Consider the following 25680-nt stretch of genomic DNA (forward strand, 5'->3'; position numbering starts at 1 on the left):
AGAGGCTTGTATGGAATTTCATTTTCTTGGCACCGGTGCAGGTGTTCCGTCACTGACACGTAATGTCAGTAGTTTAGCTGTACGCTTCTTGCAACAAAAAGGTGCTCAGTGGCTTTTTGATTGTGGTGAAGCCACACAGCATCAACTGATGAGGTCTGCAATATCTCCCTCTCGAATTGACCGGGTTTTTATAACCCATTTACATGGGGATCATATCTACGGTTTACCTGGCTTTTTAGGCACAAGATCGTTTCAAGGAGCAGTCACTCCAATCACAATTTATGGACCACCAGGGTTGGAAGCCTTTATTCAAGCTTCCTTAAATGTTTCAGCGACATACTTGCGTTATGAGCTTATTATTGTAGAGGTGGAGCATGGGTTAATCATTGATACAGACTTTGCAGAGGTCTCAGTTCTTGCTTTACAGCATACATTAGATAGTTTTGCCTTTAGGATAAAAGAGAAGCCGAAACCGGGCATACTTGATGTAGAGAAATTAAGAAGCCTAAATGTAGAACCCGGACCCGTGTATCAAAAATTAAAGCAAGGGGAATCTGTGGAGTTGGCTGACGGACGAATTCTTCATGGTCAGGAATTCCTCGGGCCTGAAAAGCCTGGCAGAGTCGTTGTTATAGCTGGTGACTCAAAGCCAGTTATTGAATTAATTGCTTTCGCTGAATCTGCAGATCTGCTCATACATGAAGCTACGTTCCGGTCGGGTAGAGAAGTGGATGCGCATGAATTTGGACATTCCACTATTGCTGATGCAGCCTCCATTGCCAAAGCCGCTAATGTTAAGCAGCTCATTCTGACTCATATCAGCTCTAGATATGTGATGGAGGAAGAGGAACTGAAGCAAGAAGCGGCAGAAGCCTATGAGGGGACTATGGTAGCGAATGACTTACTGGTCTATACACTTCAGGCAAAAGAAAGGTAAGGCAGGGGAAGTAATATGATAGAGCTCACAGCAGGACAGATAGAACATCGTTTGCAGGAAAAGCAAGAGCTGTTTATTTTATTTGTCTATACGCCACTATGTGGAACGTGTAAACGAGCGGCCTCGATGCTTGAAATATTGGAGCAAACATATGATCAACTTGAGCTTGGGCAATTAAATATTAACCACTACCCACAATTTGCCCAGAAGTGGCATATTCAAAGTGTGCCATGCTTGCTCGTTTTTCAAAAGGGACTCGGTACGAAGAGGGTCTATGCCTTTCATTCGATCCCAGCTCTTTATTCATTGCTTGAACCTTACGTAAAAAGAGATAAACATGTTTTGACTATTAAAGGAGAGTGAATTTTTTATGTCTATGCATTATGACGAATATATGAAACAAGTGGTTCTTCCAATGCGTTCAGAGCTTACTGATGCAGGGTTTAAAGAGCTATTAACCGCAGATCAAGTGGATGAGTATATGAATGAAGCAGAGGGTACAACTCTTGTTGTGATTAACTCTGTGTGTGGTTGTGCAGCGGGACTAGCAAGACCATCTGCTGTTACCTCCCTTTTACATGATCATACACCGGACCACCTGGTAACAGTTTTTGCCGGTCAGGATAAGGAAGCGACAGCTCAGCTACGCTCTTATTTGCCAGATGTTCCACCATCATCACCTTCCATGGCTCTATTTAAAGGGAACAAGCCAGTACATTTCATCCCGCGTGAGAGCATTGAAGGACAAGAGCCTGAAACAATTATTCGCGATTTGGCACTTGCCTATAACAATTACTGCCAAAAATCATGAGTAAAGCACCAACATTCACCTTAATACACACGCAAACAAAGGCAAACTGGTCCTTAGATCAGTTTGCTGGGAAGGCAGTCATGCTGACCTTTTGGACAAGCTGGTGCCCTGATTCAAGAGTGGACCTTTCTTATAAACAGCGATTGTTTCAAGTCATGGATCAAACAAAGCTGCATATGCTGATGATCAATGTGACGGCTAGAGAACGCATTGAACATATCGAAGCGTTTGTGAAGGATCAAGGATACAGCTTTCCAGTGCTACAAGATGACGGCAGAACGGTATATGATGCTTACGGATGCAAAGGAGTTCCGACAACTGTCTTGTTAGATCGGGATCACCAAATCATAGCAACATATGGAGACCAGGCTAGCTTTCAAGAAATTACTACTGGACTTGCACCTCTAATCACATAAAACAAACAAAGCGTGGTTAAGACAGAAGTATTTCTTTCAGGTAAAAAGATGAACAATGCAGCTATAGTAGAATAGTCTGCTTTCATACGGTATGGAATATATGTGATGTTTCCCGAGAGTAATTCCTCATATCTGTGTATAAAACTCGATATCTGCCACTTATTAAGCGGACGAAAATGGAGGGCCGACACCTGTGGGATGAAAAGGTTCAATGAGTTAACGCGACTAAGTCGAGTTAGCTCATTACCTTGCCTCTGGTAAGCGCCCCCATTTTCGAGAGCGGCAGCCAAAGAACCCATATTCAGTTACTCTCCAAAGTTTCCTTTTATACAATAAAAAGCTGAACAATCCAATGTTGTTCAGCTTTTCTATAGTTATAATACTTCTATCCCAGCTTAACTTTGTCTTTATGGACGAACGCCGTAATAGATGACGGTTCCTAGTGCTTTAAGGTTTGGATACCCACTTTGACGATACAATTCCACCACATGTTCACGATTATAAGGAACTCGATTTAAATGGAATCGATGTCTTCCTTCTTCAATATCTACAACTACATAAGAAGCAAGGGGGTGACCGTCAAATGGAAGACCAACACTACCCGTGTTAATGACACTTTTTCCGTGCATGGAACGAACGTAAGGGATATGGGTATGACCATATATATAAATGTCTGCTTCATCTTTTTGCATAATCACATCTTCAATCTTTTGCGCATCATCTGCTGGCACAACTTCGTATAAACTGTCAGGTGTGGCGTGAAATGCATGGATAATTGAATCTAACTCATCCAATAGAATTTCTTTTGGCAGTTGTATTAGATAGTCTAAATCTTCATCTGTAAGCCTTTGCAAAGTCCAGTTGCGTTCTTCGTTTAGCACTGCCAACGCATCTTCCGGAAATTCGCCATCACGAAATCCATCCGTTAACCACTCATCGGCATTTCCTTTAATCACTTCAACATTTGATAACCCATGAATAATTTCAAGCACTCTCTTAGGTTCAGGCCCTCTAAAGCAAAGGTCACCTAATATGTAGATCTTATCAATTTCCTGCTGGTTAAGCTCATTAAGTACAGCCTCAAGCGCAGTAGCATTTCCATGAATATCTGATAAAAAAGCAAGTTTCATCTAGCCTTACCTCCTTTATTATATAGTGTAACAGAGAATAGCAAAAATTGCGTGCAGAAACCACCTATATAAGTGTATACAATTGTTTAACCTCCCAAAATTGTGTTAAAATCGGGCTGTATAAGGAAGGAGCAGATCAATATGAAAATTATATCAATAGAACCAACACCAAGTCCTAATACAATGAAATTAATTGTAAGTGAACATATTAAAGGTGGTTCGCGTAATACATACCAAGCATCCAACTCTGCGGAAGCACCAGCCTTTATTCAAGAATTATTTTCGATAGAGGGAGTAAAATCGGTTTACCATGTGGCTGATTTTTTAGCGATTGATCGCCACCCTAAGGTAGATTGGAAAGTTATTCTGCCTAAAGTTCGAGAGGTTTTTGGAGAGGGCAGTGAAGAGTCTGTAGATGAAGAGACCAACCTCGATGGTTACGGTGAGGTCACAGTGCAGCTTCAAATGTTTAAAGACATTCCAATGCAAATAAAATTAACAGATGGAGAACAGGAAAAAAGGGAAGGGCTACCTGAGCGTTTTGCCACAGCCATTGCCGCGGCGCAGCTGCCAGAGGACAATGTTGTGTTGGAAAGAAAATGGGTGGACCAGGGAGTACGATACGGAGAGCTTGATGTCATTGCTAAAGAGGTGGCGGAGGAAGTATCTGCTTCCTATCCGCAACGACGTTTAGATGCTTTAATAAAAAGTGCCGTCAATCGTGACGAGAATCAGGTTTCAGCATTTGAGGATCGTTATACAGTCACGTTGGAGATGCTAGAAGATGAGGATTGGCGTAAGCGATATGAAGCATTAGATCAAATGAATCCAAAGCTTTCGGACTTACCGGTATTAGAAAAGGCTCTAAACGATGAAAAAGCTTCGATCCGCAGATTAGCAGTAGTTTATCTCGGCATGCTAGAAGATGAGTCAATTCTTCCTTATTTATATCAAGCATTACAGGATCCATCGATCACCGTTAGAAGAACTGCGGGTGATTGTGTATCGGATCTTGGAGACCCAGCAGCGATTCCTGCTATGATTACATCCTTACAAGATAAAAGTAAACTGGTTCGCTGGAGAGCAGCTATGTTTTTATATGAAGAGGGAGACGAAACGGCTATCGATGCTTTAAAAGAAGCAGAGAAGGACGCTGAATTTGAAGTCGCTTTACAAGCCAAAATGGCTCTTGAACGAATAGAGGGTGGCGAAAAGGCGAAGGGCTCTGTTTGGAAGCAAATGACAGAAGCTAGGACTAATCGGGAGGAATCATAATGTCAATTGAACAGGAATTATTAAATGAATTTGAAGCAAAGGAACTTACTGATTTACTTGAGATGATGGAGGATGCTAAGGTAGGGGACCTCAAAGAGGTAGAGCTTGTAGAATCAATTGGCCTTCTATATGACCAAGAATTAAATCAAAAGCTGCTGAAGTGGCTAGAGGAGCAAGGAGTGGAACTCGTTTATGTGACGGACGATGAGGAAGACGAAGGATGAGAGAGGCTCCTTCTAATCGGCTCTCAAAGAAATCAATAACGATTTGGCGAATTCAACGAAGCTTTGAAGGATTGTTTATTTTACTCCTACCAGTAGGATTTCTAATTCTTCAACGCTTTATCGAATTACCTTCGTGGATTCTATATGTGTTAGTAGCTGTTTTTATCCTTTATATTTTGGCCTTTATTATCATTTGGCCGCCTATCCAATGGCGGAGATTTCGCTATCAGGTACATGAGCAGGAAATTGATATTCAACAAGGGGTGCTCATTGTCCGGCGTACCCTGGTTCCAATGACAAGAATTCAGCATGTTGAGACGGAACAGGGACCAATCTTACGTCGTTATAAGATGGCATCAGTAGAAATTCAAACAGCAGCTACCACTCATCGTATTCCTGTCCTGCCTATTGAAGAAGCAGATCAACTAAGGGATCAGATTGCCAGATTGGCAGCGGTGGCCATTGATGAATAATCTTAAAAGGCTTCATCCTTCCGCACTGCTGATCTCTTTTTTGACAGCGGTTAAAAACGCCATTATCCCGATTATTGCTATATTTTTTATTAGTTCCGATGATTCACATTTACGCTTCGCCTGGATAGCCATTCTTGCTTTAACCATTATAAGCTCTGTGTTAACGTGGCTTACATTTTACTATCGTCTGCAAGAAGGTCAGCTTTATATTCAAAAAGGGATCTTTGTGAAGAAGAAGAAATACATTCAAAAACAGCGGGTTCAAAGTATTGATATTACAGCAGGTGTGCTCCAACGACTATTTGGAATGGTGAGTGTCGAAATTGAAACAGCCGGTGGTGGGCCAGAGGCTGAAGCAAGATTAACAGCGGTCACAAAAGCCGAAGCCGAAGCCATACGTAAAGAGCTACTTGAAAGACGCTCTGAGCTAAAAACGGAAGATGAACATGGGGAGATAGAGCAGGATCAAGAAGAGCAATCATCCACCTATGTTCCGGAAAAGACATGGGAGCTTGGGACCGAACGCTTAATTGCAATGGCTCTAACATCCAGCGGTGTAGGACTCATATTCTCAGCCGTTGGCGCATTATTTGGACAGTTTTATCAATTTATTCCGAATAATTGGTTGGATAACACATTTGGTTTTGTGACCCAGGTTGGTTTTTCAATGGTGCTAGCCTTTATTGGAATAGCCTTTCTTGCTTTATTAGTGTCATGGGCCTTATCTAGCGTATTTGCCATCATTAAATATGGTGGATTTAAAATTGAACACTTTGGAAAAGAGCTTGTTATCTCCAGAGGTTTGCTTGAAAGGCGTCAACTAACTTTGCAATTGAATCGGATCACAAGTGTCAGGCTTGTTCAGAATATACTCCGCCAGCCCCTTGGGTTCGTATCGGTATATGTGGAAAGTGCAGGGGGAGGCACTAAGGATGAACAAGCTTCAACTCTACTCATTCCTCTAGTCAAAAAATCCGATTTACACACAGTGTTAGCTGAAATCTTGCCTGACTATTCATTTGAAAAACAGTACACTTCGTTACCTCAGCGCGCATTATGGAGGTTATTGGTTCGTTATACGGCTTTTCCAATCATAATAACTGGAGTGGCCATTTATTTCTTCTCGCCATTTGGATATTTGGGGATACTTCTTATTGCCTTATGCGCAATGCTTGCCTGGTTAACCTATAAAGCGGGTGGATCGGGTTCCTATCAAGATTTTATGTACATTCGCTATCGTACCTTTAGTCTAATAGAAGTGATGGCTCCAAGGTGGAAGGTGCAGGCTGCTGAAACAAGTGAATCGTTTTTACAATCATGGCAGGGTCTGGCCACATATAAAGTTACCGTGCAATCAAGTATCTCAGGTAAAGCCTTTTTTCTAAGTGATCTATCAAGAGAAGAAGGAGATCGAATGCTACAGTGGTATTCATATGCAGAAAAAAAAGATGAGCTATAATTGCTCATCTTTTTTAGTCCAGTCCTCATTATTTTGAAAAAGCGTTAGAGTAGAAGACAACTGAGCGCTGTCCTTTATCTGTTGTAAATTCAAATCGGTCATAAATTTGATCTTCTTTATCTTTATATAATGTCCGATCAAAATGGTGTTGTACGAGCACATATAATTCCGGGCTACTAAATGTTAAAAAGCTGACTCCTTTAAAGCTTTGCGTATTCTGGCTACCTAGTAACTGATTAAGTAAAGCATTATGACAATGGGAGAGGTCTTCATCAGTCATACCAAATGCTTGAAGACTGTTATGAAAAGCACTCAACGCAGCTGGTTCCAGCTCATTTTTCCAGATGAAATATGGATTAAACTGTTGTTCATCCATATAAAACACGTCTCCCTCTTTAGCGGTAAAACGCTGACCCTCGTGACTAACAAAGACGCCATTAGCTTCGTATCTTCCTTTATACCAAGAAGAATGATGATTCCACGCAAACTCAAAAGTAGACCCTGAAAGTGGAAGGATTTCACCATAATCATTAATAAAATAAAAAGAAGAATCGTTTGATTGTAGTGTATATTTAGCCATCTTCTCAAACTCATGGCTTTGTGGTTTATGAGGTCGATCTGGTCTTTGCTTAACGGCTTTTAACTTACTCATATATTGTTCTAATGTCTCGAGAAGCTCCACTTGATCACCAGGGTTCTTTTTTAACTCCTGGTATTTCTTTCGAAGACTGCTGGCAATGGATTGCGAAAATGATTCATTGTGTATATGAGCGGGTGCTAAAGCAATCTTATTACCTGTAACAATAGCTACTTGTGCATCTTTAAATTTCATTTTGTTTACATTAATTTGACCTTTGCTAATGATATGCTGAGGAAGAGTAAGCACAGAAAGTATTCTAACTTTGCCTTTCCAAGGACGCTTTGGTTCAGTCATTACTTCAAGTAATTCTCCTATATAGCGACCTTCATCTCCCTCATTAATAACCACTTTTTTACCTATCGCTTTCTGTGCCTGTACTCGGTCCATGGCCACCCTCACCTTTTTAAACTCTTTAATTTAACCTCTATGGTTTTCTTTCCTATTCACGTGTTGATTATAGTCTATTATGCCAATTGCCATTTAAAATCGCAAGAGAAGGAACAAAAAAACACGAGCTAATTTAATTGATTTAGCCGTGTCTTTTCTCTTTTAGTCCGGTTGGTTTCCATATCTTTTTGATTGGAGACGAATCAGATGATTCATGTGCTCCAGACGAACCTCTTCAAGGTATTTTGTGTATGTGATAAGTGTTAACTCCATTTTTGATAAAGAAACAAACACATTTTCTTTTTGTTCCAGCTGGTGCTTTAAAGATAGACTTAAGTACATGTTCAATAATTTTGGAATATCTTCCCGCAGCATCCTTCTAACGGTATGCCTTTGTTCAAAATCAAGAAAATGAAAATCGCTTTGTAGCTTTTGAACATGTTGAGTGATGCGTAGCAAGCGATTTTCAATCATCCCATCAATTGAAAAATGCCTGATCGTTTCTACATATCTTTTGCTTTCCTCCACTAACAGTCTAATATCATCCGTATAAGAAGCGCTCAGTTGCTTTTCTTGATTTGAAAGAAGCTCAAGGGAGGTTTTTACCTGTTTGCCCCCATGCACATAAGCTTGATCCAGCCTATAAATTTGATAAAATACCCCTCTGAATTGAGGGGAGTCTTTTAAACTACGTACATGGGAGCGCCCGTCTTTTAGAAAATGGATGGTTGCCTCTTTAAAAGCGGCCACGCCATTTTCCTCTTTTACATATTTACGGTAGCACGAGATCGTGATTCGCTTATGAACGGGGGAGCTTGAATAGCGAGAATCCTGAATAAAAAGTTTGATTTGCTTATAATTGATACGTAATTTTATCGTCCACTCTTTTTGTTTGCGCCTGAGATTTCTTTTTTGATTTCGTCCATCTGCTTTATCAACCAATTTTGATAGAAAGCGTTCTGTATCAGCAATAAGGCGGGACGTCGTATCATCGCTTAGCAGATGTTCATCTATTGGTTTTTTGTGAGATGGGATGAAAAACCGCATGAATGCAGAATCCTGCATAGATTTCAGCATCGAGTATTCCTCCTTATGCCAGTGCCCAGATGACGTTTATTTTCCAATCAGCTTTGTTTTCATTTCTTTATTCAGCTCATCCATTTCAATAATAAATTGCTTTCCGCTTTTTACGATGCGCTCATTTGATTGCTCTGTTAGTTCAATAGCATCAAACACATCTTGATATGCTTTACGGAATGCATCAAGTGCAATAGCTGGTTCTTCAAGTGTTTTAAGGGTTTGCTCAGTATTTTGTTTAAGAAGGGCTGCATTTGAAAGTAACATAGATTCAGTCGCTTCATTCACGTTACGAACAGCTTTTATGACCTTTTGTTGATTGTTTAACGCAAGCTGAATAGAAGCGGTAACAGTGATAATATTTTTGGTCATCGTAATTGCATTAAAAATCGCTTCTTCAAGTTTTTCGTTGTTTTCAATAATTAAGTCCACAGATGCTAGTGATTGCTGAAGGACCATCACAGCCTGTGACATATTCTTAATGCGAGTGGTGATTTTTACCTGACCCTTTTTTAATTCGTTCGGGTTATCTTTCCACTCTTCAGATGTCATTTCTTGCTCAAGAAGAGTGTGTAATTCATTTCCGTGTTGTATTTGGGTATTCAGTTTCTCAATTCTTTCTCTAGCTATACCCTTTAATTGTACAAGCATCACATTATCTTCTTCTAATTTGTCTTTTCCACTTAATAAACCTTCAATAATATGATCAACTTGAGCTTCAACCGTTTGATATTTCTTAGCATATTGTTCAACTGGATTTCGTCGTAGCACCTTGTCAAACCATTTTTTAACTTGACCATCTTTAAGGTAATCAGGCTCAAGCATGGCCACCATTTCACGCAATTCATGCAATTGGTTTGGTAGGGCATTTGAATCGTCTCCCATCATTTCTCGAACAGGGCGCTTTAAGGCTTCAAGAGATTCACCAGCTTCACGCTGTTCTTCCTCACCTAACGATTGTAGAGATTCAAGAAGGCTATTCATATCTTCATCTTGTTTGTATTTTTTAATTACTTCAGATGGCATGGATGCCGATTGTTGTTCACTCATATCATTAACCTCCTAATGAAGATGACTATTTATCTGCTTGCTTTGTATACGTATAATGTTGAAAAATGTTTCAAATGTGAATGCAAACACGTATCAACACCTTTTATTATGAAGGAATTATCGTCGCTTGACAATCATTCTAGAGGCGGATAAAGGCGATTGATAACGGATTCTTGCTTTTCACTACACGAATACAAGATTATTTGATAAAATAACCCATAACCCTCATTGGCGAAACTATAGCAGAGCAATCAATCTTAATTGAGAGAAACTGAATGTTTTTGATAGGATGTCAGGGAATGTTCGTCTATAGACAGATGTCTTTTGCTCACGTACATATGTCCGTACGTATATATTCATGCATTATATGTTATATTTATGCGATGGCAACAAATATCATTTCTGTATCCTGTTAAAAGGATAGTAAGTAAGATGCTATTAGCTAGTAGAGTAAAAAGAAATGTAGGCTGTCTGTAAGTTTGCCGAAATGTCAGAATAATGATAGTATACGTGTATATTAACTCGAGGTTTGTTGGGGAGAGTTGATGACATAACTTTTTGGAGAGAGGTGGGTGCCTATGCGGAATGCAGGATATCCGAATAAACAAGGGCTATATGATCCACAATTTGAGCATGATAATTGTGGCACTGGCTTTTTGGCGCACATGAAGGGGAAGAAGTCTCATCAAATTATAGAGAATGCGCTTCATATTTTACGCAACCTCGAGCATCGTGGAGGTCAGGGAGATGAAGTGAACACCGGAGATGGCGCCGGAATCTTATTACAAGTTCCACATCGCTTCTTTCAAAAAGCGAGTGAGTCTCTAAATATAAACCTTCCTGACGCTGGTGAATACGGAGTAGGGATGCTGTTTCTACCTCAAGATAGAAAGAAAAGAGGTTCATGCATCACACGCGTAAATGAATTAGCCGCTGAGGAATCACTTGAAGTGCTAGGTTGGAGAGATGTTCCAACTAATTCTAAGATGCTAGGTAATGCAGCTAAGCTGTCTATGCCGAGCATTAAACAAGTGTTTATCAAACGTCCAGATTCAATTAAAGAGGAACTTGAATTTGAACGGAAGCTCTACGTACTAAGAAAAAGAGCTGAAAAGGAATTAACTCCTTTTGTTACCGATGAAGAGTCTTTTTATTTTGCTAGTTTGTCTAGCAGAACCATTGTGTATAAAGGCATGCTTACAACCGAACAAGTAGGGCAATTCTACGTAGATACTGAGGATCCATTATTTGAGTCTGCGATTGCTCTTGTTCATTCACGGTTTAGTACAAACACATTTCCAAGCTGGGAACGTGCGCATCCAAACAGATACATGATTCACAACGGTGAAATTAATACGGTTCGCGGAAATGTGAATTGGATGCATGCGCGTGAAGCTAAGTTTGAATCAGATTTATTCGGTGAATCTTTAGAACAAGTTAAACCAATTGTAGATAAAGACGGCAGCGATTCTTCCATGTTTGATAACACGCTTGAATTCTTATCATTGTCCGGACGATCGCTTGCTCATTCAGCAATGATGATGATTCCAGAGCCATGGCAGAATAATACGGAAATGAATGCTAAGAAAAAAGCATTTTACCAGTTCCATAGCACATTGATGGAGCCTTGGGATGGACCAACCTCAATTGTATTTACGGATGGACGTCAAATTGGTGCTTGTTTAGACCGAAATGGACTAAGGCCATCTCGCTATTATGTAACAAAGGATGACTACATCATTCTTTCATCAGAAGTTGGTGTGGTTGAAGTTGAACCTGACAATGTTCTATACAAAGAACGTTTGCATCCAGGGCAAATGCTTCTTGTAGACACTGATTTAGGGAGAATCATCCCGGATGAAGAAATTAAAGAAGAAATGATGAATGAACACCCGTATGAAGAGTGGATTGACGAGCATTACATTCAGCTCGAAGACATGCTTGAGTCCTCAGAGGTAGAGCATACGGACTTTGCAAAAGTGAGGTCACGCCAACAGGCTTATGGTTACACATATGAAGAGCTCTCTAAAGTCATTCTACCAATGGCAAAAGATGCGGTTGATCCTGTAAGTTCAATGGGCTATGACTCACCTCTGGCTGTTCTCTCACAAAAACCACAGCTCCTTTACAGCTATTTCAAACAGTTGTTTGCTCAAGTAACCAATCCTCCTATCGATGCCATACGTGAAGAAATTGTAACGGCGCTAGGTACGACGATTGGTGCTGAAGGAAATTTATTGGATGCTAATGCCAAAAGTGCAAGGCATATTCATTTACCTTCACCTATTATCAATAATGAAGAGCTAGCAAAACTACGAAATAATAAATTGGATGGATTTAAAACAGCTGTTTTACCAATCGTATTTAATGCTGATCATAAATCAGGATCTCTAGAACAAGCTATGCAGCGTTTATTTGATTCGGCTGATCAAGCAATGAGCGAAGGCCATACGTTACTCATCTTAAGCGATAGAGAAATGAATAAACATCAAGCAGCTATTCCAGCGCTTTTGGCTGTTGCAGGTCTCCATCATGAATTGATTCGAAAAGGTACTCGTACTGAAGTAAGCATACTTCTTGAGTCTGGTGAACCGAGAGAAGTACATCACCATGCGGTTCTTTTAGGCTATGGTGCAGAGGCAATAAACCCTTATCTTGTTTTTGATTCAATTGATGAAATGATTCAGGATGGTTTGATGGAAGGAGTCTCTTATATCGAGGCTGTTAACCGATACATCAAAACTGCATCAAAAGCTGTCATGAAGGTTCTTTCTAAAATGGGCATATCTACAATTCAAAGTTACCGTGGTGCTCAAATTTTTGAAGCGGTTGGCATTTCAGCAGATGTCATTGATAAGTATTTTACATGGACCACTTCAAGAATAGGCGGCGTTACCCTTGATTTGATTGCAGAGGAAACACTTGTGCGACATCACCAAGCGTATACAAGCCAAGAAGGAAGAGTCGATACGCTTGAACCAGGTGATGATTTACAGTGGAGAAGGAACGGTGAACCGCACCAATACAATCCACATTCCATTCATATGCTTCAAAATGCCTGTCGAAGCAATAAATACGATCTATTTAAAACGTACTCAGCTTCTATAAATGAACAAACTGAGCAACAAACCACGTTACGTGGATTGTTTCGTTTTAAGAAGGTTAACCAATCAGTTCCAGTGCATGCGGTAGAACCTGTTGAAGACATTGTGAAACGGTTCAGAACGGGAGCTATGTCCTTCGGTTCGATTTCAGCAGAGGCACATGAAACTCTTGCTATTGCGATGAATCGTTTAGGTGGCAAAAGCAACACAGGTGAAGGTGGAGAGGATCCTGATCGATTTACTCCGGATGAGAATGGAGATTTACGTAGAAGCTCTATTAAACAAGTTGCTTCTGGTAGATTTGGTGTAACAAGTCATTATCTAGTAAATGCAGATGAGATTCAGATAAAGGTAGCACAAGGGGCAAAGCCTGGGGAAGGTGGACAACTTCCGGGTAATAAGGTTTATCCTTGGGTAGCGGAAGTACGAGGATCAACACCGGGAGTTGGATTGATTTCTCCTCCTCCACATCATGACATTTATTCAATTGAAGATTTAGCTGAGCTGATCCATGACTTAAAGAACGCAAATCCAAATGCGAAGGTTAGTGTAAAGCTAGTAGCTGGTACCGGGGTTGGTACGATTGCTGCCGGTGTAGCAAAAGGCCGTGCAGACGGAATCATTATTAGTGGATATGATGGAGGAACTGGTGCTGCGGCAAGAACAAGCTTAAAGCATACCGGACTTCCGTGGGAAATGGGGCTTGCAGAGACCCACCAAACCCTTGTTCTAAATAATCTGCGTGACCGTGTAACCATCGAAACAGATGGGAAGCTGATGACTGGTAAGGACGTTATGATTGCGGCATTACTCGGTGCAGAAGAGTATGCCTTCTCAACGGCTCCACTCGTTGTGTTAGGCTGTATCGTTATGCGTGTTTGTCATTTAGATACGTGTCCAGTTGGGATTGCAACCCAGAACCCGGAATTGCGTAAGAAATATATGGGGAAACCAGAGCATGTTGAGACCTTTATGCGTTTTATCGCAGAGGAAATGCGTGAAATTATGGCGGATTTAGGTATAACCAAGCTTGATGAATTAATTGGAAGAACAGACCTACTTGAAGTACGTGAAGACGTACAAAATAAAAAGGTTAAACAATTAGATCTTTCAAGCTTGCTGTATCAGCCCGATCCAGCAAACCCACAAAAGAATTACAAAACAAAAGAACAAGATCACCAATTAGAGCTGTCACTCGATATGCGAGAGCTATTAGATCAGTGTATGCCAGCCATTGAAAATGGCACACCGGTTCAAGTAGACACACTCGTTCGTAATGTGGATCGGGTAGTTGGTACCATTATTGGTAGCAAAGTAACAGAAAAATACGGGAAGCAAGGTTTGCCAGAAGATACCATTCAGATAAAACTGAAGGGGTCGGCAGGTCAAAGTATGGGGGCATTTCTCCCAAGTGGCATGACGATTTCATTAGAAGGTGATGCCAACGACTATACGGGTAAAGGACTTTCAGGTGGTAAGCTAGCTATTTACCCTCCTGAAGGAAGCACGTATGTGGCTGAGAACAGTATTATCATTGGTAACACTTCGTTCTATGGTGCAACCTCTGGTGAAGCATATATTAGCGGAATAGCAGGAGAACGGTTTGCTGTGCGTAATTCTGGTGCCAAAGTGGTTGTTGAAGGTGTTGGCGACCATGGCCTTGAGTATATGACAGGCGGCATTGTTGTTAATATCGGTACTTTTGGACGGAACTTTGCGGCAGGTATGTCCGGTGGAGTAGCTTATGTAATAGATGAAAAGAATCAATTTCAGCAACGCTGCAACACAGAAATGGTCCTATTAGAAGATGTGGTGGATTCTGCTGATCAAACGGAATTGAGAGAGCTTCTGGAAGAGCATATTCGCATGACTGGAAGTGAAAAAGCGCAGCGTATTATAGACAGCTGGGAAGAGAGTCTTTCCATGTTTGTTAAGGTTATCCCTAAGGATTATAAACGTATGCTTGAGGCCATCGACCGTGTGAAGCAAGATGGAGTACCTGAACACGATGCAATTATGGTTGCATTTGAAGAAAACAAAAGCGATAAGTCCAGAGTCGGTGGAAAATAGAGCAATGGGGCGCTTTATGCGCCCCATTGGTTTAAAAAGCGATGTATCTAATGGAATTGGGAGTTGAGAGCGATGGGGAAGCCAACTGGTTTCATAGAGTATAAGAGAGAGAATCCAATAAAAAAAGACCCTTTTCAACGGACCAAGAACTGGCAGGAATTTACGATTCTAAGCCCAGAACCAGTCCTTCGCGAACAGGCGTCAAGATGTATGGATTGTGGAATTCCATTTTGTCAGGCTGGAACCTCAACGGTCGGTTCTGGCGAAATTGGTTGCCCTGTTTATAACTTAATTCCGGAATGGAATGATTTAGTTTATCGGGGGAAATGGAAAGAAGCATTGGAAAGACTTCATAAAACGAATAATTTCCCTGAATTTACAGGGCGAGTGTGTCCTGCTCCATGCGAAGGATCCTGTACAGTGGCCATAAGCGATGATCCTGTAACGATTAAGAATATCGAGTATAGCATTGTTGAGAAAGGCTTTCAGGAAGGTTGGATTATTCCGGAGCCACCCGCTAAACGTACGGGTAAAAAGGTAGCAGTTGTGGGATCAGGGCCAGCAGGACTTTCTGCAGCTGCACAACTCAATAAAGCCGGTCACTTAGTCACTGTATTTGAAAGAGAGGATCGTATTGGTGGCTTATTAACTTATGGGATTCCAGATGTGAAGCTTGCTAACCACATCGTTGAACGCAGAGTTGATATTATGAGAAAAGAAGGAATCGAATTCAAAACGAATATAGAGATTGGTAAAGATCTTACAACCAAAGAAATGGAGCAACAGTTTGATGCGACCATTCTTTGTACAGGGGCTACAAAGCCTCGAAATGTAGATATTGAGGGCCGAGATCTCAAGGGTATTGAATTTGCGATGGACTTTTTGACAAGTAACACAAAAAGTTTGTTAGATTCTAATCTAGAAGATGGAAAGTATATCTCTGCCAAAGACAAGCATGTTATAGTAATAGGTGGGGGAGATACTGGTGCTGACTGTATTACAACCTCAGTACGCCATGGCGCTAAATCTATTACTCAATTTGATATCAATAAAATGAAATCAGATGCTAGAGAAGATGGAAATGAGTGGCCACTGTTCCCGGTTATTCATCAAAGCGAGGATGCTCATAAAGAAGCAAAAGCAGTATATGGCAAAGATCCCCGAACGTATATGGTTAATACAGTACGTTTTGAAGGCAACGAAGCTGGCCATGTAACAAAACTACACACGATATCAGTAAAAACAACCATTGATGAGAATGGAATTAAAACACGTCATCCAATCGAAGGCACTGAACAGGAATGGAAAGCAGATCTCATTCTATTGGCAGTTGGCTTTACAGGGCCAGAGAAAGAAATTATTGAATCTATGAAACTAAATACAACCAAACGTTCTATGATTGAAGCTGAGTATGGAAGCTATCAAACAAGTAAAAAAGGCGTATTTGCCGCGGGAGATAATCGTCGCGGTCAAAGTTTAGTTGTTTGGGCTATTCATGAAGGAAGAGAAGCAGCTAGAGAGTGTGATCGTTATTTAATGGGTACGTCAAATCTTCCTTAAGGCATGAATGGTTATTTAGTAGAAGGGGGGAGAGCTTATGATTGCTTGGATGAAGCGCTTATTTTTAGTCGCATCAGCGATTTTGACATTAGGTTTAGTAGATTTTGAAGAACCGGCTCAAACCCTTTCTCTTTTCACTGCTACAAAAAGCAGTGATGAGCCTAAAGATAATAAATCCTTTGTCTATAAGATTGACGAATCAGATTATGCCTTGTTTCATTCAGTTTTACCAGCATCTGTCACTCAATATGTTCATTATGATGATGAACAAGCAAGGCTATTGGCAAAATCATTAGCAATACTTGCGAAGGAGCAAGGTTTTCATAAATTTGGCGAGGTCATTAGCGATCGAATTGGCAGAGATTTTGAACGCACCGTTTTGACATCGCTTGAGCCTGTATTAGCACGTTTAGTCACAGACTTATCCGTTGATCAGCAACGGCAAATTGATGTCACCGAGCAGCCTTCTTCAAAAAAAGGCGAAAAAATCCTGCATGTTTTTTCAAAGGAAACCGGTGAAGATATGCTTCGTTTTCATGTCAGAAGGGATCAACCCCCAAAACAAGGGCATTGGTTTAATTTCCATTACCACATCGCTTCAGATAACTATGAGCATCATTATCCGTTAGCGACCATTTATTGGGGGAAAGATGTACCACCTTCATGGAGTGCATAGAATCATCATTGGAAACAGTTCTTTTGTTGTTAAGCTATTAAGGCGAAGCAGATAAATGAACTGTTTTTCTATTTAAGGCACCACTAGCGTCAGCTGTTCAAGTATTAGTCAAAAAATACACTGTTTTTTTCTACTCCATTTGGTACGATAATAGAAGATCGTGTATGGAGGGGTTTGTATGGAAATGAAAGCAACCAATGAAGCTAATCAAACCAAAAGAAAAAAACCTGTATGGTTAAAATGGTTGATTCGTTTATTGTTAGCCTATTTACTTATTTTAGCTATTATTTTATCAGCTACTATCATTATTTTACTTGGCACGTTTGTACTTGTTATTGTGGATACTTTTACCGACGTTGCAGGACTTCAGGAGTTTACAGAAACAAATTTAGTTCCTATTACGAACTGGTTATGGAATCTATTTATCTGGCTTATTCCAGGACTTTAGTTTAATTATAGGGGGGATCCAAGCAAATGAAATTGGAAAGAGCACTTTTTAAAACGGGGAAATATGTGTGTGAGCGTTTGGAAACAGATGAGGCAAATAGGCGTGCGTTAATTAAAGTACTCGCTGTATTAAAGCACCCTACTCAAGGAGATCTTCATCACCCTAAACAAACGGATGTACCGCTTTTTCATGAAAGAAAAGCACTTGCTGAATTCGAAAAAGCATGGGTGCCGTTGTCCACGCTTCGCCCATACGATGGAGAAAAGCTCTCCTACCAGCATTCGTTACAAGAGGCCTGGGAAGAGCAATATCAGCAGCTTGAGCAGGATGGTTCCGAGTGGGCGAGACAGAGCCAGAATGCATTGTTGGAATTAAAAAACGAGTATCGCTTTGAGTAAAGGGCGACTCGTTTTTTTAAGTGAGGCGAAGCTGTTTTTATGAAGCAACCACTAACATCGTTTTATCATTATTTTGCGGTATGTATAGCAACCGTTCTTTGGGGCGTAAATATTGTATCCTTAAAATTATTAGTCACGTCTTTTAGCCCAGTGACGATGACAGCTTTTCGAATCCTAACCGCTGGGCTGTTCCTAGCAGGCATCCTACTACTTAATCGAAAGAATAAACGATTAACGAGAAGCGAATGGTATTTTATTCTATCGGGTGGAGCACTAGGCGTGTTTGCTCATCATCTATTTTTGTCCATAGGTTTAACCACTATTAATGCATCAACTGCTGTATTAATTCTTGGGTTGGTACCAGTAGTAACAGCTATATGCAGTCATATATTTCTAAGAGAATCCTTTTCCTTATGGAACGTTATCGGGATCAGCCTTGCCTTCATTGGTGTTTTGTTTGTACAAGGTGGAGTTATGGAGATGACCACTGGTACAATGTATCTACTAGTTGCAGTTGTTGTTCAGGCAGTTAGTTTTTTGTTTGTACGTAAAGCCTCTGAAACAGTGTCATCTATACAAATTACAGCATATACGCTAATTGCTGGAGCCATTATGTTATTTCTGACGAGTATGGTCATGGAGCCAAGTGGAGTACACTCCATGTTGGTTGGCAATATATCGCTATATAGTATCTTTTTATTTTCAGCCATCGCCTCTACAGCTTGTGGTCAGTTATTATTTAATGTATCAATACGCCATGTGGGACCTAGTAAGAGTGCGTTGTTCTTAAACTTTGTACCATTCTTCGGGTTGGTATTTTCTTACTTTTTATTAAATGAAGTGATCTATTGGTATCAATGGTGTGGTTTTGTATTAATTGTTTCCGGAGTCTTATTCGGTACAGGTTATATTGAAAAAGTATGGTTCAAATCCAAACGAGTGAAAAGAATGGCTTAGCGTGTTAATTGATATCCTTTATCTACTGTGAGGAGATTGAGAGACTCACGGTCATGCCCTTATTATTATGTAAATTAATGCCTACCTAAAACAAGCGGACAAAATTGGAGGGTGGGGTTCGGCCGAATATAGTAAGCCTTTTTTCAACTGCTCGATTAATACATTTATTCATTAAAAAACCCGAAGGTCATCGTCATTGACGATATCCTTCGGGTTTACTGTTTTTGCTCATATTAAGCGACATTGTCTGAAATTAACTTACATACGTAGCAGTCCAGATTGGCTCTAAGGTTTGACGCAATACCTTTTCTTGCTCTCCTGTAAGTGGTAAAAGAGGTAATCTTACAGAGCCAGTACGGATTTGGTACATTTCTAAGGCGGCTTTTACAGGGACGGGATTTGGAGCTGCAAATAATGCTTTCATGCCTGGTAGAAGCTGGCGATGAATACTGGCTGCTTCTTTAATTTGTCCATGTTCAAAGCTTGATATCATTTGTTGCATTTCATTTCCAAATATATGTGAGGCTACTGAAACAACACCTGCGCCGCCAATCGAAAGAATAGGTAGCGTTAAGCTGTCATCCCCACTATATACCGTGAACCCTTTTGGTGCATGCTCGATAAGTAGTGCCATCGCATCCAAGTCTTCACTTGCTTCTTTCATGGAAACGATGTTAGGAATGTCTGCTAATCTAAGAGTCGTTTCTACATCAATAGATACAGATGAGCGACCAGGAACATTATACAGCATGACGGGAAGAGCGGTTGTCTCTGCTATTGCTTTAAAGTGTTGATAAAGACCTTCTTGACTCGGTCGGTTATAGTAAGGGGCAACAAGCATAACAGCATCAACACCTAGCTTTGTTGCTTGTTCTGTTAGTTCAATAGATGCTTTTGTACTGTTAGAACCCGTTCCTGCGATGACCGGAATACGTCCATTTACACAATCTACAGCTGTTTTAAAAACTAGCAGCTTCTCATCTGTTGTTAATGTTGGCGATTCGCCTGTTGTTCCACCTACAACAATGGCGTCAGAGCCATTATCAATGAGATGTTCAATTAAACGCTTAGTTGCTTCAACATCTACCTGATTAAATTCATTAAAAGGCGTCACCATAGCCGTAATAATTTTACCGAAATTCAATATTATCACCCTCGATTCTGTTTTTTTACTACACAAGCGGGCAGAATCTAAAAATCACAAAAAAACAACAATGACGGGGACTCATTGCTGCATGGTGATGCGAAACCCATACCAGTGTGTAAGATAGCCCCCCATATAGTCTGAAACTATATGACAGTCCTGCATCTATTAAATACAGGCCCAGCACTTGATCATGAGTAATCAAACGCTTCGGCAAAAGCCCCTTTCATCCAGCTTCAACAGAGCCCATTCTCTTCTACAGGATTACTTTTGGTTTTTGCACCTCTATCCTCACTTCAACTATTGAAGTAAAGATTGTTCTATTAAATTCAACATAACAAATTGGCGTCATGATTGCAATGGTTTTCTTTCATTAGATGGTTGAGCGTCCGCTGGGAGTGTGCTGAATATCATTTAACATCTGGTCTAACTCCTGACTACATCGAATGGTTCGCTCAGCAGTCATCCCATACTCCTTTGCTAATTTAAACATTTGAAGCCTTTTTTTTTCGATTGCTTTATAAATCATACATTTCACCTCATTACATTCATTATCTAAGCTTATACGGACATGGTCTCAAGATAAGTATACTCAATTTTCCCAACAGTAAAAGGGATTCTACGAACACTGTCATATCTCGCTAGAAATAGTTGTATTTCGACAGATCTCAAACGACTTCATTTGAACAATGAGAGGATAAAGAGTATGATAATTAGGGAGAGTGAGGAGGATATCATGATAAAGCTAATCGCAACAGATATGGATGGGACTTTACTAAATAGAGAACATAAAGTATCTTTACAAAATGCAAAAGCCATCCATTCTGCACAAAAAAATGGGATAGAAGTAATCGTTGCTACTGGTAGGAGCTACGAGGAAGCGATTATTCCTTTACGAGAAGCAGAGATAAATTGTCTGCTAATTTGTGTAAATGGAGCAGAGACTTGGGATAATTCTGGTCAGCTTCAAGCAACCAACCCACTTAATGTGGAGGATGTGCATTGGGCGATGCAGAAATTACGAGAACATTCCATTTATTTCGAACTATATTCATCTAAAGGTACTTATAGTGATAACAAAAAGCTTGCTTTGGATGTAATAGTTGACCTATTAGAAACAACCGGTGCCCTTACAACTCATCAAGAAATGAAAAAACTTGCCCAACGTAGAGTCTCTAACGGTTCAATACAGTTTGTTGAACACTATGAGCAATTGTTAGAACAATCATCGGATCCCGTCTTAAAGCTATTAGCGTTTTCAACCAATTTAAAGGTACTAGATCAAGTAGAGGAAGAATTAGGTGAACATAAAAGTTTATCTGTTACCGCTTCTGCTAGAGGTAATCTTGAGATTAATTCAATTTACGCTCAAAAGGGTTTAGCAGTTCAAGCCTATGCGCAAAAGCTAGGAATTGGACTGGATACAGTAATGGCTTTAGGTGACAATATGAATGACTTATCTATGATGAAATTAGTAGGTTACCCTGTAGCCATGGAAAATGCAGCGTATGAAGTGAAAGAACTTTGTAAATACGAGACACTTCATCACGATAAAAACGGTGTTGCTGAGGCCATCTATACCTATACGCATGTAAATAAATAATTAATATTAATAATATAATACTAAATTAATTCCAAATCCGAAAACCTGTTGTAAATGCAGGTTTTCGGATTTTTTTGTCATTAGATACAAGTGATAAATTTTGTGGAAATTGTTTACGATACCATCTATTTGGGTACATACAATTTAGAAGCAATACTAAAAGGGGTTGAAATAAAAGTTAATTCAAGTTACAATAAAGAGTGACGGTTTGAATCTTTTACAACGTTAGACGTCTCGCACTCAGCTGGCGCGGTCATTGGAGCCGCAAGGATGAAAGAGAGGCAGGGCTTTCATTGTTTGGGAGGAGAAACAGAATCCTAATTACATGGCTATTAAATAGCTATACAGAGATATCCTGTATATGCAGAAAGCCTATTAACAGCAAGAAGAAAGAATAACCCACTTTTTAAATGCAATGAGATCGACAGTCAGTTGATCATTCATGAATTATATGTAATCGATTCGGTTTTTTTATGAAGAGAGAGTCATTAAATAAATACAATCATTCTTCAGCGACTAGCTAAATGAAGAATTCAAATCCACCCGAGCACAATCGATGCTCGGGTCTCTTTATGTGCAAATGAAAATTTCACGTACCGTACGAATTGTAGGTTTATTTATTTCAAAAAAGGAAATGAAGTATAAAGACAATAAAGAGAGGTTGTGAATGTTGTGGATAATGGTAAGGATCCTGGACTACATGAATTAAAAGAGAAAATCCAATTTATGAAGCGTGATCAAAGACAATACAAAGCAGAAGCGTTTATAGAGATTTATGAGGAGTATGTTGAGAAACTAGAAAAAAGAGTAGAAGAACTTGAAAATTAACATTTAAAATAGACATGACAACATTGAACTGCTTATTGAAACAATACATAATGAGCGGTTCTTTTTTTTTTGAGTAAAGGATTGCCATTTTTAGTTGATTCACGTACGATAGTTTCATAGGCGTGTAAACGCTATCATAATAAAGATGAGGTGATGGTTTGAAGAAGGCACTGATTTTTCAAGGTGGATGGGAAGGTCACGAACCAAAAGAAGTGGCTGAGATTTTGCAAGGTATTCTTGAAGAAGAGCAATTTTCAGTAACGGTGACGGATACGCTAGAGTATTTAGAGCAAAACGATCTTACGGAATTTGATCTTATCGTTCCAAACTGGACACAGGATAAAATCACTCAGGAGCAGTTGCAACCTTTAATGAAAGCAGTTGAAAATGGCACGGGCTTGGCTGGTCTTCATGGAGGGATGGGGGATTCTTTTCGCCAAGAAACAGACTATCAGTTTATGGTAGGTGGGCAGTGGGTCGCGCATCCTGGTAATGATGGGGTAAAATATACGGTTCGCATTCATGATTCAAATCATCCACTAACAAAAGGAATGCAGGATTTTGAGGTTGAGAGTGAGCAGTATTATCTTCATGTTGACCCTGCTGTAACAGTGCACGCATCGACACGATTTCCACTTGCTGAGGGTCCTTACACAGCTAACGGACCTGTAGAAATGCCTGTAGTTTGGACAAAACGCTGGGCAGAGGGGCGAATCTATTATTGCTCGTTAGGTCATGTAGCAAAGATTGTTCAAATGCCTGAAGTGATAGACTTAATGCGTAAAGGAATGACCTGGGCAGCAAGATAAAATAAAATCACAGAATTGATCAAAGGAGCGTGACCCAATGAACCAGACAAAAGTAGATGTCAGAATTGGAATGATCGGTTATCAATTTATGGGTAAAGCCCATAGTCATGCGTATCGTGACATACCTTTTTTCTTTGAACCAAAAGCAAATCCTATACTTAAAGCTCTATGCGGACGAAATAAAGAGGCTGTAGAGGAAGCAGCTGAGAAAATGGGATGGGAGTCAGTAGAAACGGATTGGCGTCAATTAATTGCACGCGAGGACATTGATGTTATAGATATTGTGACACCGAACCATACCCATGCTGAAATAGCCATTGCTGCAGCTGAGGCAGGTAAACATATTATCACTGAGAAACCACTTGCTTTAACTGTAGAAGAGGCAAAACGAATGAAAGAAGCAGTTGAAAAGCACAATGTGGTTCATATGATTTGTCATAACTATCGTTTTGTTCCTGCTGTCCAATATGCAAAGCAGTTAATAGATGAGGGGAAGTTAGGACGCATCTTTCACTTTAGAGCAAATTACTTACAGGATTTTATCATAGATCCGGCGTTTCCACTTATTTGGCGTCTCAAAAAAGAAGTCTCTGGATCTGGTGCCCTTGGTGATATTGGTGCGCACAGTATAGATCTTGCTCGTTTTTTAGTTGGCGAGATAGATGAGGTGACAGCCATGACACAAACCTTTATTGAAGAACGACCAATGGGTGAGATGGCTGGCGGTTTAAAAGGGGCAGTTAATAGTGATGAAATGGGCAAAGTCACAGTGGATGACGCAGTCGCTATCATGGCTAGATTTGCAAACGGAACGTTTGGAACCTTTGAGGCATCTCGTTTCGCCACGGGAAATCGAAACAAAAATACATTTGAGATTAATGGGGAGAAAGGCTCCGTTCGTTGGGATATGGAAAATATGAATTTTCTAGATGTATATTTTACGGACGATGATAAAGGAGTACAGGGCTTCCGAAGAGTTACGTGTACGGAAGAAGAGCATCCATATGCTGGTGCATATTGGCCTCCTGGTCATATCATCGGGTATGAACATAGTTTTATCCATTTATTATATGAATTTGTGGAGGCGGTCGTTGATAAACGACAACCATCTCCGGACTTCAAAGATGGGTATATTAACCAATTAATTCTGGATGCTATTGAAAAGTCAGCAGAAGATAAAAGCTGGCAGTCTATACCGTATCAAACGGAATAAGCAGACCAAATAAAGGTGAGTGAAGAGATGACCTTTTACGTAAAGGAAGATTCATTTTTAGATCAGCCCGCTGTGAAAGCTGGTAATGAACAATTAGAAATAACCATTGTTCCGAATTGGGGTTCAAATTTAATCTCGATTGAGCGTTTACAGCCAAAGGTTCACATATTAAGAACACCTTCTTCAATAGAAGAATATGAACAGGCGCCTGTTCAATTTGGCACGCCTATTTTATTTCCGCCAAACCGTATTCGAGATGGTCAGTTCACGTTTTCAAATCGAACCTATACGTTTGAATTAACTGAACCTGATAAACACAATCATATTCACGGGTTTGTTTATACAAAACCATGGAGACTGGAGCATATGGAAGCGAATGATGAACGAGCGCAAATCATTACAACGATTCACTCAACAGATCATCCTGATATCTTAAAACAATTTCCCCACTCTTTTGAAATTAAAATGATCTATACATTAGAGGGATCCTCGCTAAAACAAGAAGCGATCATTACAAATGATGGGGAAGAGATGTTTCCATGGGGAATAGGCTATCATACGACGTTTTGCTTTCCCGAGCAGACAAGTACATTCTCATTGCAAGCATCTAAACAATGGGAGTTGAATGATCGTTTATTACCAACTGGTGAACTAATGGAGGTGCCAAACACAAGCTTAACTGAAGGAATGAACTTAGGAGGAGTCGAACTGGATGATGCCTTCTTAGCCAATCAAAAAGAGGCCAACGAAGCAGTTATGAAGCTGGAAGAAGAAGGACTAAACATTACCTATAAAGCAGACCATCATTTTAAGCATTGGGTGGTATATAATGCAGATGGAAGAAAAGGTTATGTATGTCCCGAACCCTACACATGGATTACGGACGCGCCAAATCTGCCGCTGCCTAAAGAGTTAACAGGAGTTCAAACCTTAGAACCAGGCACATCCATCTCAACGACCACTGAAATAACTATAACAAAGACGAATTAAA

General features: G+C 40.1%; 25 protein-coding genes and 1 riboswitch. Of the genes, 19 read left to right on the forward strand and 6 right to left on the reverse strand.

Annotation, left to right across the window (positions count from 1 at the left end; translation table 11 throughout):
• Positions 1–10: 10 nt before the first annotated feature.
• Genes rnz through FN960_RS08075 form a run of 4 tightly spaced genes read left to right on the forward strand, consistent with a single transcriptional unit; the run spans position 11 to position 2164 of the window.
• A complete protein-coding gene (gene rnz, locus FN960_RS08060) occupies positions 11–937 on the forward strand; it encodes a ribonuclease Z (protein WP_143848194.1) in 927 nt (308 codons plus the stop codon).
• Between the two features lie 15 nt (positions 938–952).
• Positions 953–1300 carry a thioredoxin family protein gene (locus FN960_RS08065; RefSeq protein WP_143848195.1) on the forward strand — a complete coding sequence of 116 codons (348 nt, stop codon included), beginning with the start codon at positions 953–955 and terminating at the stop codon, positions 1298–1300.
• Positions 1301–1307: 7 nt separating this feature from the next.
• Positions 1308–1748 carry a BrxA/BrxB family bacilliredoxin gene (locus FN960_RS08070; protein WP_143848196.1) on the forward strand — a complete coding sequence of 147 codons (441 nt, stop codon included), beginning with the start codon at positions 1308–1310 and terminating at the stop codon, positions 1746–1748.
• Positions 1745–2164: a TlpA family protein disulfide reductase gene (locus FN960_RS08075; protein ID WP_143848197.1), complete on the forward strand. Its 420-nt coding sequence runs from the start codon at positions 1745–1747 to the stop codon at positions 2162–2164. Before FN960_RS08070 ends, FN960_RS08075 begins: the two co-directional genes overlap by 4 nt.
• A gap of 407 nt (positions 2165–2571) precedes the next feature.
• Here the strand turns inward: FN960_RS08075 and FN960_RS08080 are convergent, their stop codons facing one another.
• Positions 2572–3294 carry a metallophosphoesterase family protein gene (locus tag FN960_RS08080; RefSeq protein ID WP_143848198.1) on the reverse strand — a complete coding sequence of 241 codons (723 nt, stop codon included), beginning with the start codon at positions 3292–3294 and terminating at the stop codon, positions 2572–2574.
• Between the two features lie 141 nt (positions 3295–3435).
• Here FN960_RS08080 and FN960_RS08085 point away from each other — a divergent pair, with 141 nt between their 5' ends.
• From FN960_RS08085 to FN960_RS08100, 4 genes are read left to right on the forward strand one after another with little or no spacing between them, the layout of a single operon-like run.
• Positions 3436–4569: a conserved virulence factor C family protein gene (locus FN960_RS08085; protein ID WP_143848199.1), complete on the forward strand. Its 1134-nt coding sequence runs from the start codon at positions 3436–3438 to the stop codon at positions 4567–4569.
• Complete coding sequence (locus FN960_RS08090) at positions 4569–4793, forward strand: hypothetical protein (RefSeq protein WP_143848200.1); 225 nt, start codon at positions 4569–4571, stop codon at positions 4791–4793. The genes FN960_RS08085 and FN960_RS08090 overlap by 1 nt, the downstream gene beginning before the upstream one ends.
• Positions 4790–5266: a PH domain-containing protein gene (locus tag FN960_RS08095; RefSeq protein ID WP_143848201.1), complete on the forward strand. Its 477-nt coding sequence runs from the start codon at positions 4790–4792 to the stop codon at positions 5264–5266. The genes FN960_RS08090 and FN960_RS08095 overlap by 4 nt, the downstream gene beginning before the upstream one ends.
• Complete coding sequence (locus tag FN960_RS08100) at positions 5259–6725, forward strand: PH domain-containing protein (RefSeq protein ID WP_143848202.1); 1467 nt, start codon at positions 5259–5261, stop codon at positions 6723–6725. Before FN960_RS08095 ends, FN960_RS08100 begins: the two co-directional genes overlap by 8 nt.
• Positions 6726–6753: 28 nt before the next feature.
• Here FN960_RS08100 and FN960_RS08105 read toward each other — a convergent pair whose 3' ends face one another.
• From FN960_RS08105 to FN960_RS08115, 3 genes are all read right to left on the reverse strand, one after another.
• Positions 6754–7752, reverse strand: coding sequence for a DUF2777 family protein (locus FN960_RS08105; protein WP_143848203.1), 999 nt, complete (start codon positions 7750–7752; stop codon positions 6754–6756).
• A 162-nt stretch (positions 7753–7914) separates the two neighbouring features.
• Positions 7915–8829 carry a hypothetical protein gene (locus FN960_RS08110; protein ID WP_260681959.1) on the reverse strand — a complete coding sequence of 305 codons (915 nt, stop codon included), beginning with the start codon at positions 8827–8829 and terminating at the stop codon, positions 7915–7917.
• A 36-nt stretch (positions 8830–8865) separates the two neighbouring features.
• On the reverse strand, positions 8866–9879 hold the full coding sequence (locus FN960_RS08115) for a toxic anion resistance protein (protein WP_143848204.1): 1014 nt from the start codon (positions 9877–9879) through the stop codon (positions 8866–8868).
• A gap of 578 nt (positions 9880–10457) precedes the next feature.
• On the opposite strand from FN960_RS08115, the gene gltB reads away from it, so the two are divergent.
• From gltB to FN960_RS08145, 6 genes are all read left to right on the forward strand, one after another.
• The gene (gltB, locus tag FN960_RS08120) at positions 10458–15053 is read left to right on the forward strand and encodes a glutamate synthase large subunit (protein ID WP_143848205.1); all 4596 of its coding nucleotides are present in this window, start codon (positions 10458–10460) and stop codon (positions 15051–15053) included.
• 72 nt (positions 15054–15125) lie between these two features.
• Complete coding sequence (locus FN960_RS08125) at positions 15126–16613, forward strand: glutamate synthase subunit beta (protein WP_143848206.1); 1488 nt, start codon at positions 15126–15128, stop codon at positions 16611–16613.
• A 37-nt stretch (positions 16614–16650) separates the two neighbouring features.
• Positions 16651–17289, forward strand: a complete 639-nt coding sequence (locus tag FN960_RS08130) for a YpjP family protein (protein ID WP_143848207.1) — start codon at positions 16651–16653, stop codon at positions 17287–17289.
• 178 nt (positions 17290–17467) lie between these two features.
• On the forward strand, positions 17468–17737 hold the full coding sequence (locus FN960_RS08135) for a hypothetical protein (RefSeq protein WP_143848208.1): 270 nt from the start codon (positions 17468–17470) through the stop codon (positions 17735–17737).
• Between the two features lie 26 nt (positions 17738–17763).
• Complete coding sequence (gene kapB, locus FN960_RS08140; protein WP_143848209.1) at positions 17764–18135, forward strand: sporulation phosphorelay system protein KapB; 372 nt, start codon at positions 17764–17766, stop codon at positions 18133–18135.
• Between the two features lie 39 nt (positions 18136–18174).
• Entirely contained in the window at positions 18175–19092 is a 918-nt protein-coding gene (locus FN960_RS08145; protein ID WP_143848210.1) for a DMT family transporter, read from the forward strand.
• A 253-nt stretch (positions 19093–19345) separates the two neighbouring features.
• Here the strand turns inward: FN960_RS08145 and dapA are convergent, their stop codons facing one another.
• Both dapA and FN960_RS08155 read right to left on the reverse strand, forming a co-directional pair.
• Entirely contained in the window at positions 19346–20236 is an 891-nt protein-coding gene (dapA, locus tag FN960_RS08150; RefSeq protein WP_143848211.1) for a 4-hydroxy-tetrahydrodipicolinate synthase, read from the reverse strand.
• Between the two features lie 116 nt (positions 20237–20352).
• A riboswitch (Lysine riboswitch) is annotated at positions 20353–20532 on the reverse strand.
• Positions 20533–20609: 77 nt separating this feature from the next.
• Positions 20610–20765 carry an aspartyl-phosphate phosphatase Spo0E family protein gene (locus FN960_RS08155; RefSeq protein ID WP_143848212.1) on the reverse strand — a complete coding sequence of 52 codons (156 nt, stop codon included), beginning with the start codon at positions 20763–20765 and terminating at the stop codon, positions 20610–20612.
• 207 nt (positions 20766–20972) lie between these two features.
• On the opposite strand from FN960_RS08155, the gene FN960_RS08160 reads away from it, so the two are divergent.
• The 5 genes from FN960_RS08160 (at position 20973) to FN960_RS08175 (ending at position 25679) form a co-directional block, all read left to right on the forward strand.
• Complete coding sequence (locus FN960_RS08160; RefSeq protein WP_185970966.1) at positions 20973–21839, forward strand: HAD family hydrolase; 867 nt, start codon at positions 20973–20975, stop codon at positions 21837–21839.
• A 672-nt stretch (positions 21840–22511) separates the two neighbouring features.
• Positions 22512–22667 carry a hypothetical protein gene (locus tag FN960_RS22780; RefSeq protein WP_185970967.1) on the forward strand — a complete coding sequence of 52 codons (156 nt, stop codon included), beginning with the start codon at positions 22512–22514 and terminating at the stop codon, positions 22665–22667.
• Positions 22668–22825: 158 nt separating this feature from the next.
• On the forward strand, positions 22826–23476 hold the full coding sequence (locus tag FN960_RS08165; protein WP_143848214.1) for a ThuA domain-containing protein: 651 nt from the start codon (positions 22826–22828) through the stop codon (positions 23474–23476).
• Between the two features lie 37 nt (positions 23477–23513).
• Positions 23514–24689 (forward strand): Gfo/Idh/MocA family protein, encoded by a 1176-nt coding sequence (locus FN960_RS08170; protein WP_221936798.1) that lies wholly within the window; start codon positions 23514–23516, stop codon positions 24687–24689.
• Between the two features lie 27 nt (positions 24690–24716).
• The gene (locus FN960_RS08175) at positions 24717–25679 is read left to right on the forward strand and encodes an aldose 1-epimerase (protein WP_143848215.1); all 963 of its coding nucleotides are present in this window, start codon (positions 24717–24719) and stop codon (positions 25677–25679) included.
• Position 25680: the final 1 nt, after the last annotated feature.

Source organism: Alkalicoccobacillus porphyridii (assembly GCF_007293315.1).
Lineage (GTDB): Bacteria > Bacillota > Bacilli > Bacillales > Bacillaceae_D > Alkalicoccobacillus > Alkalicoccobacillus porphyridii.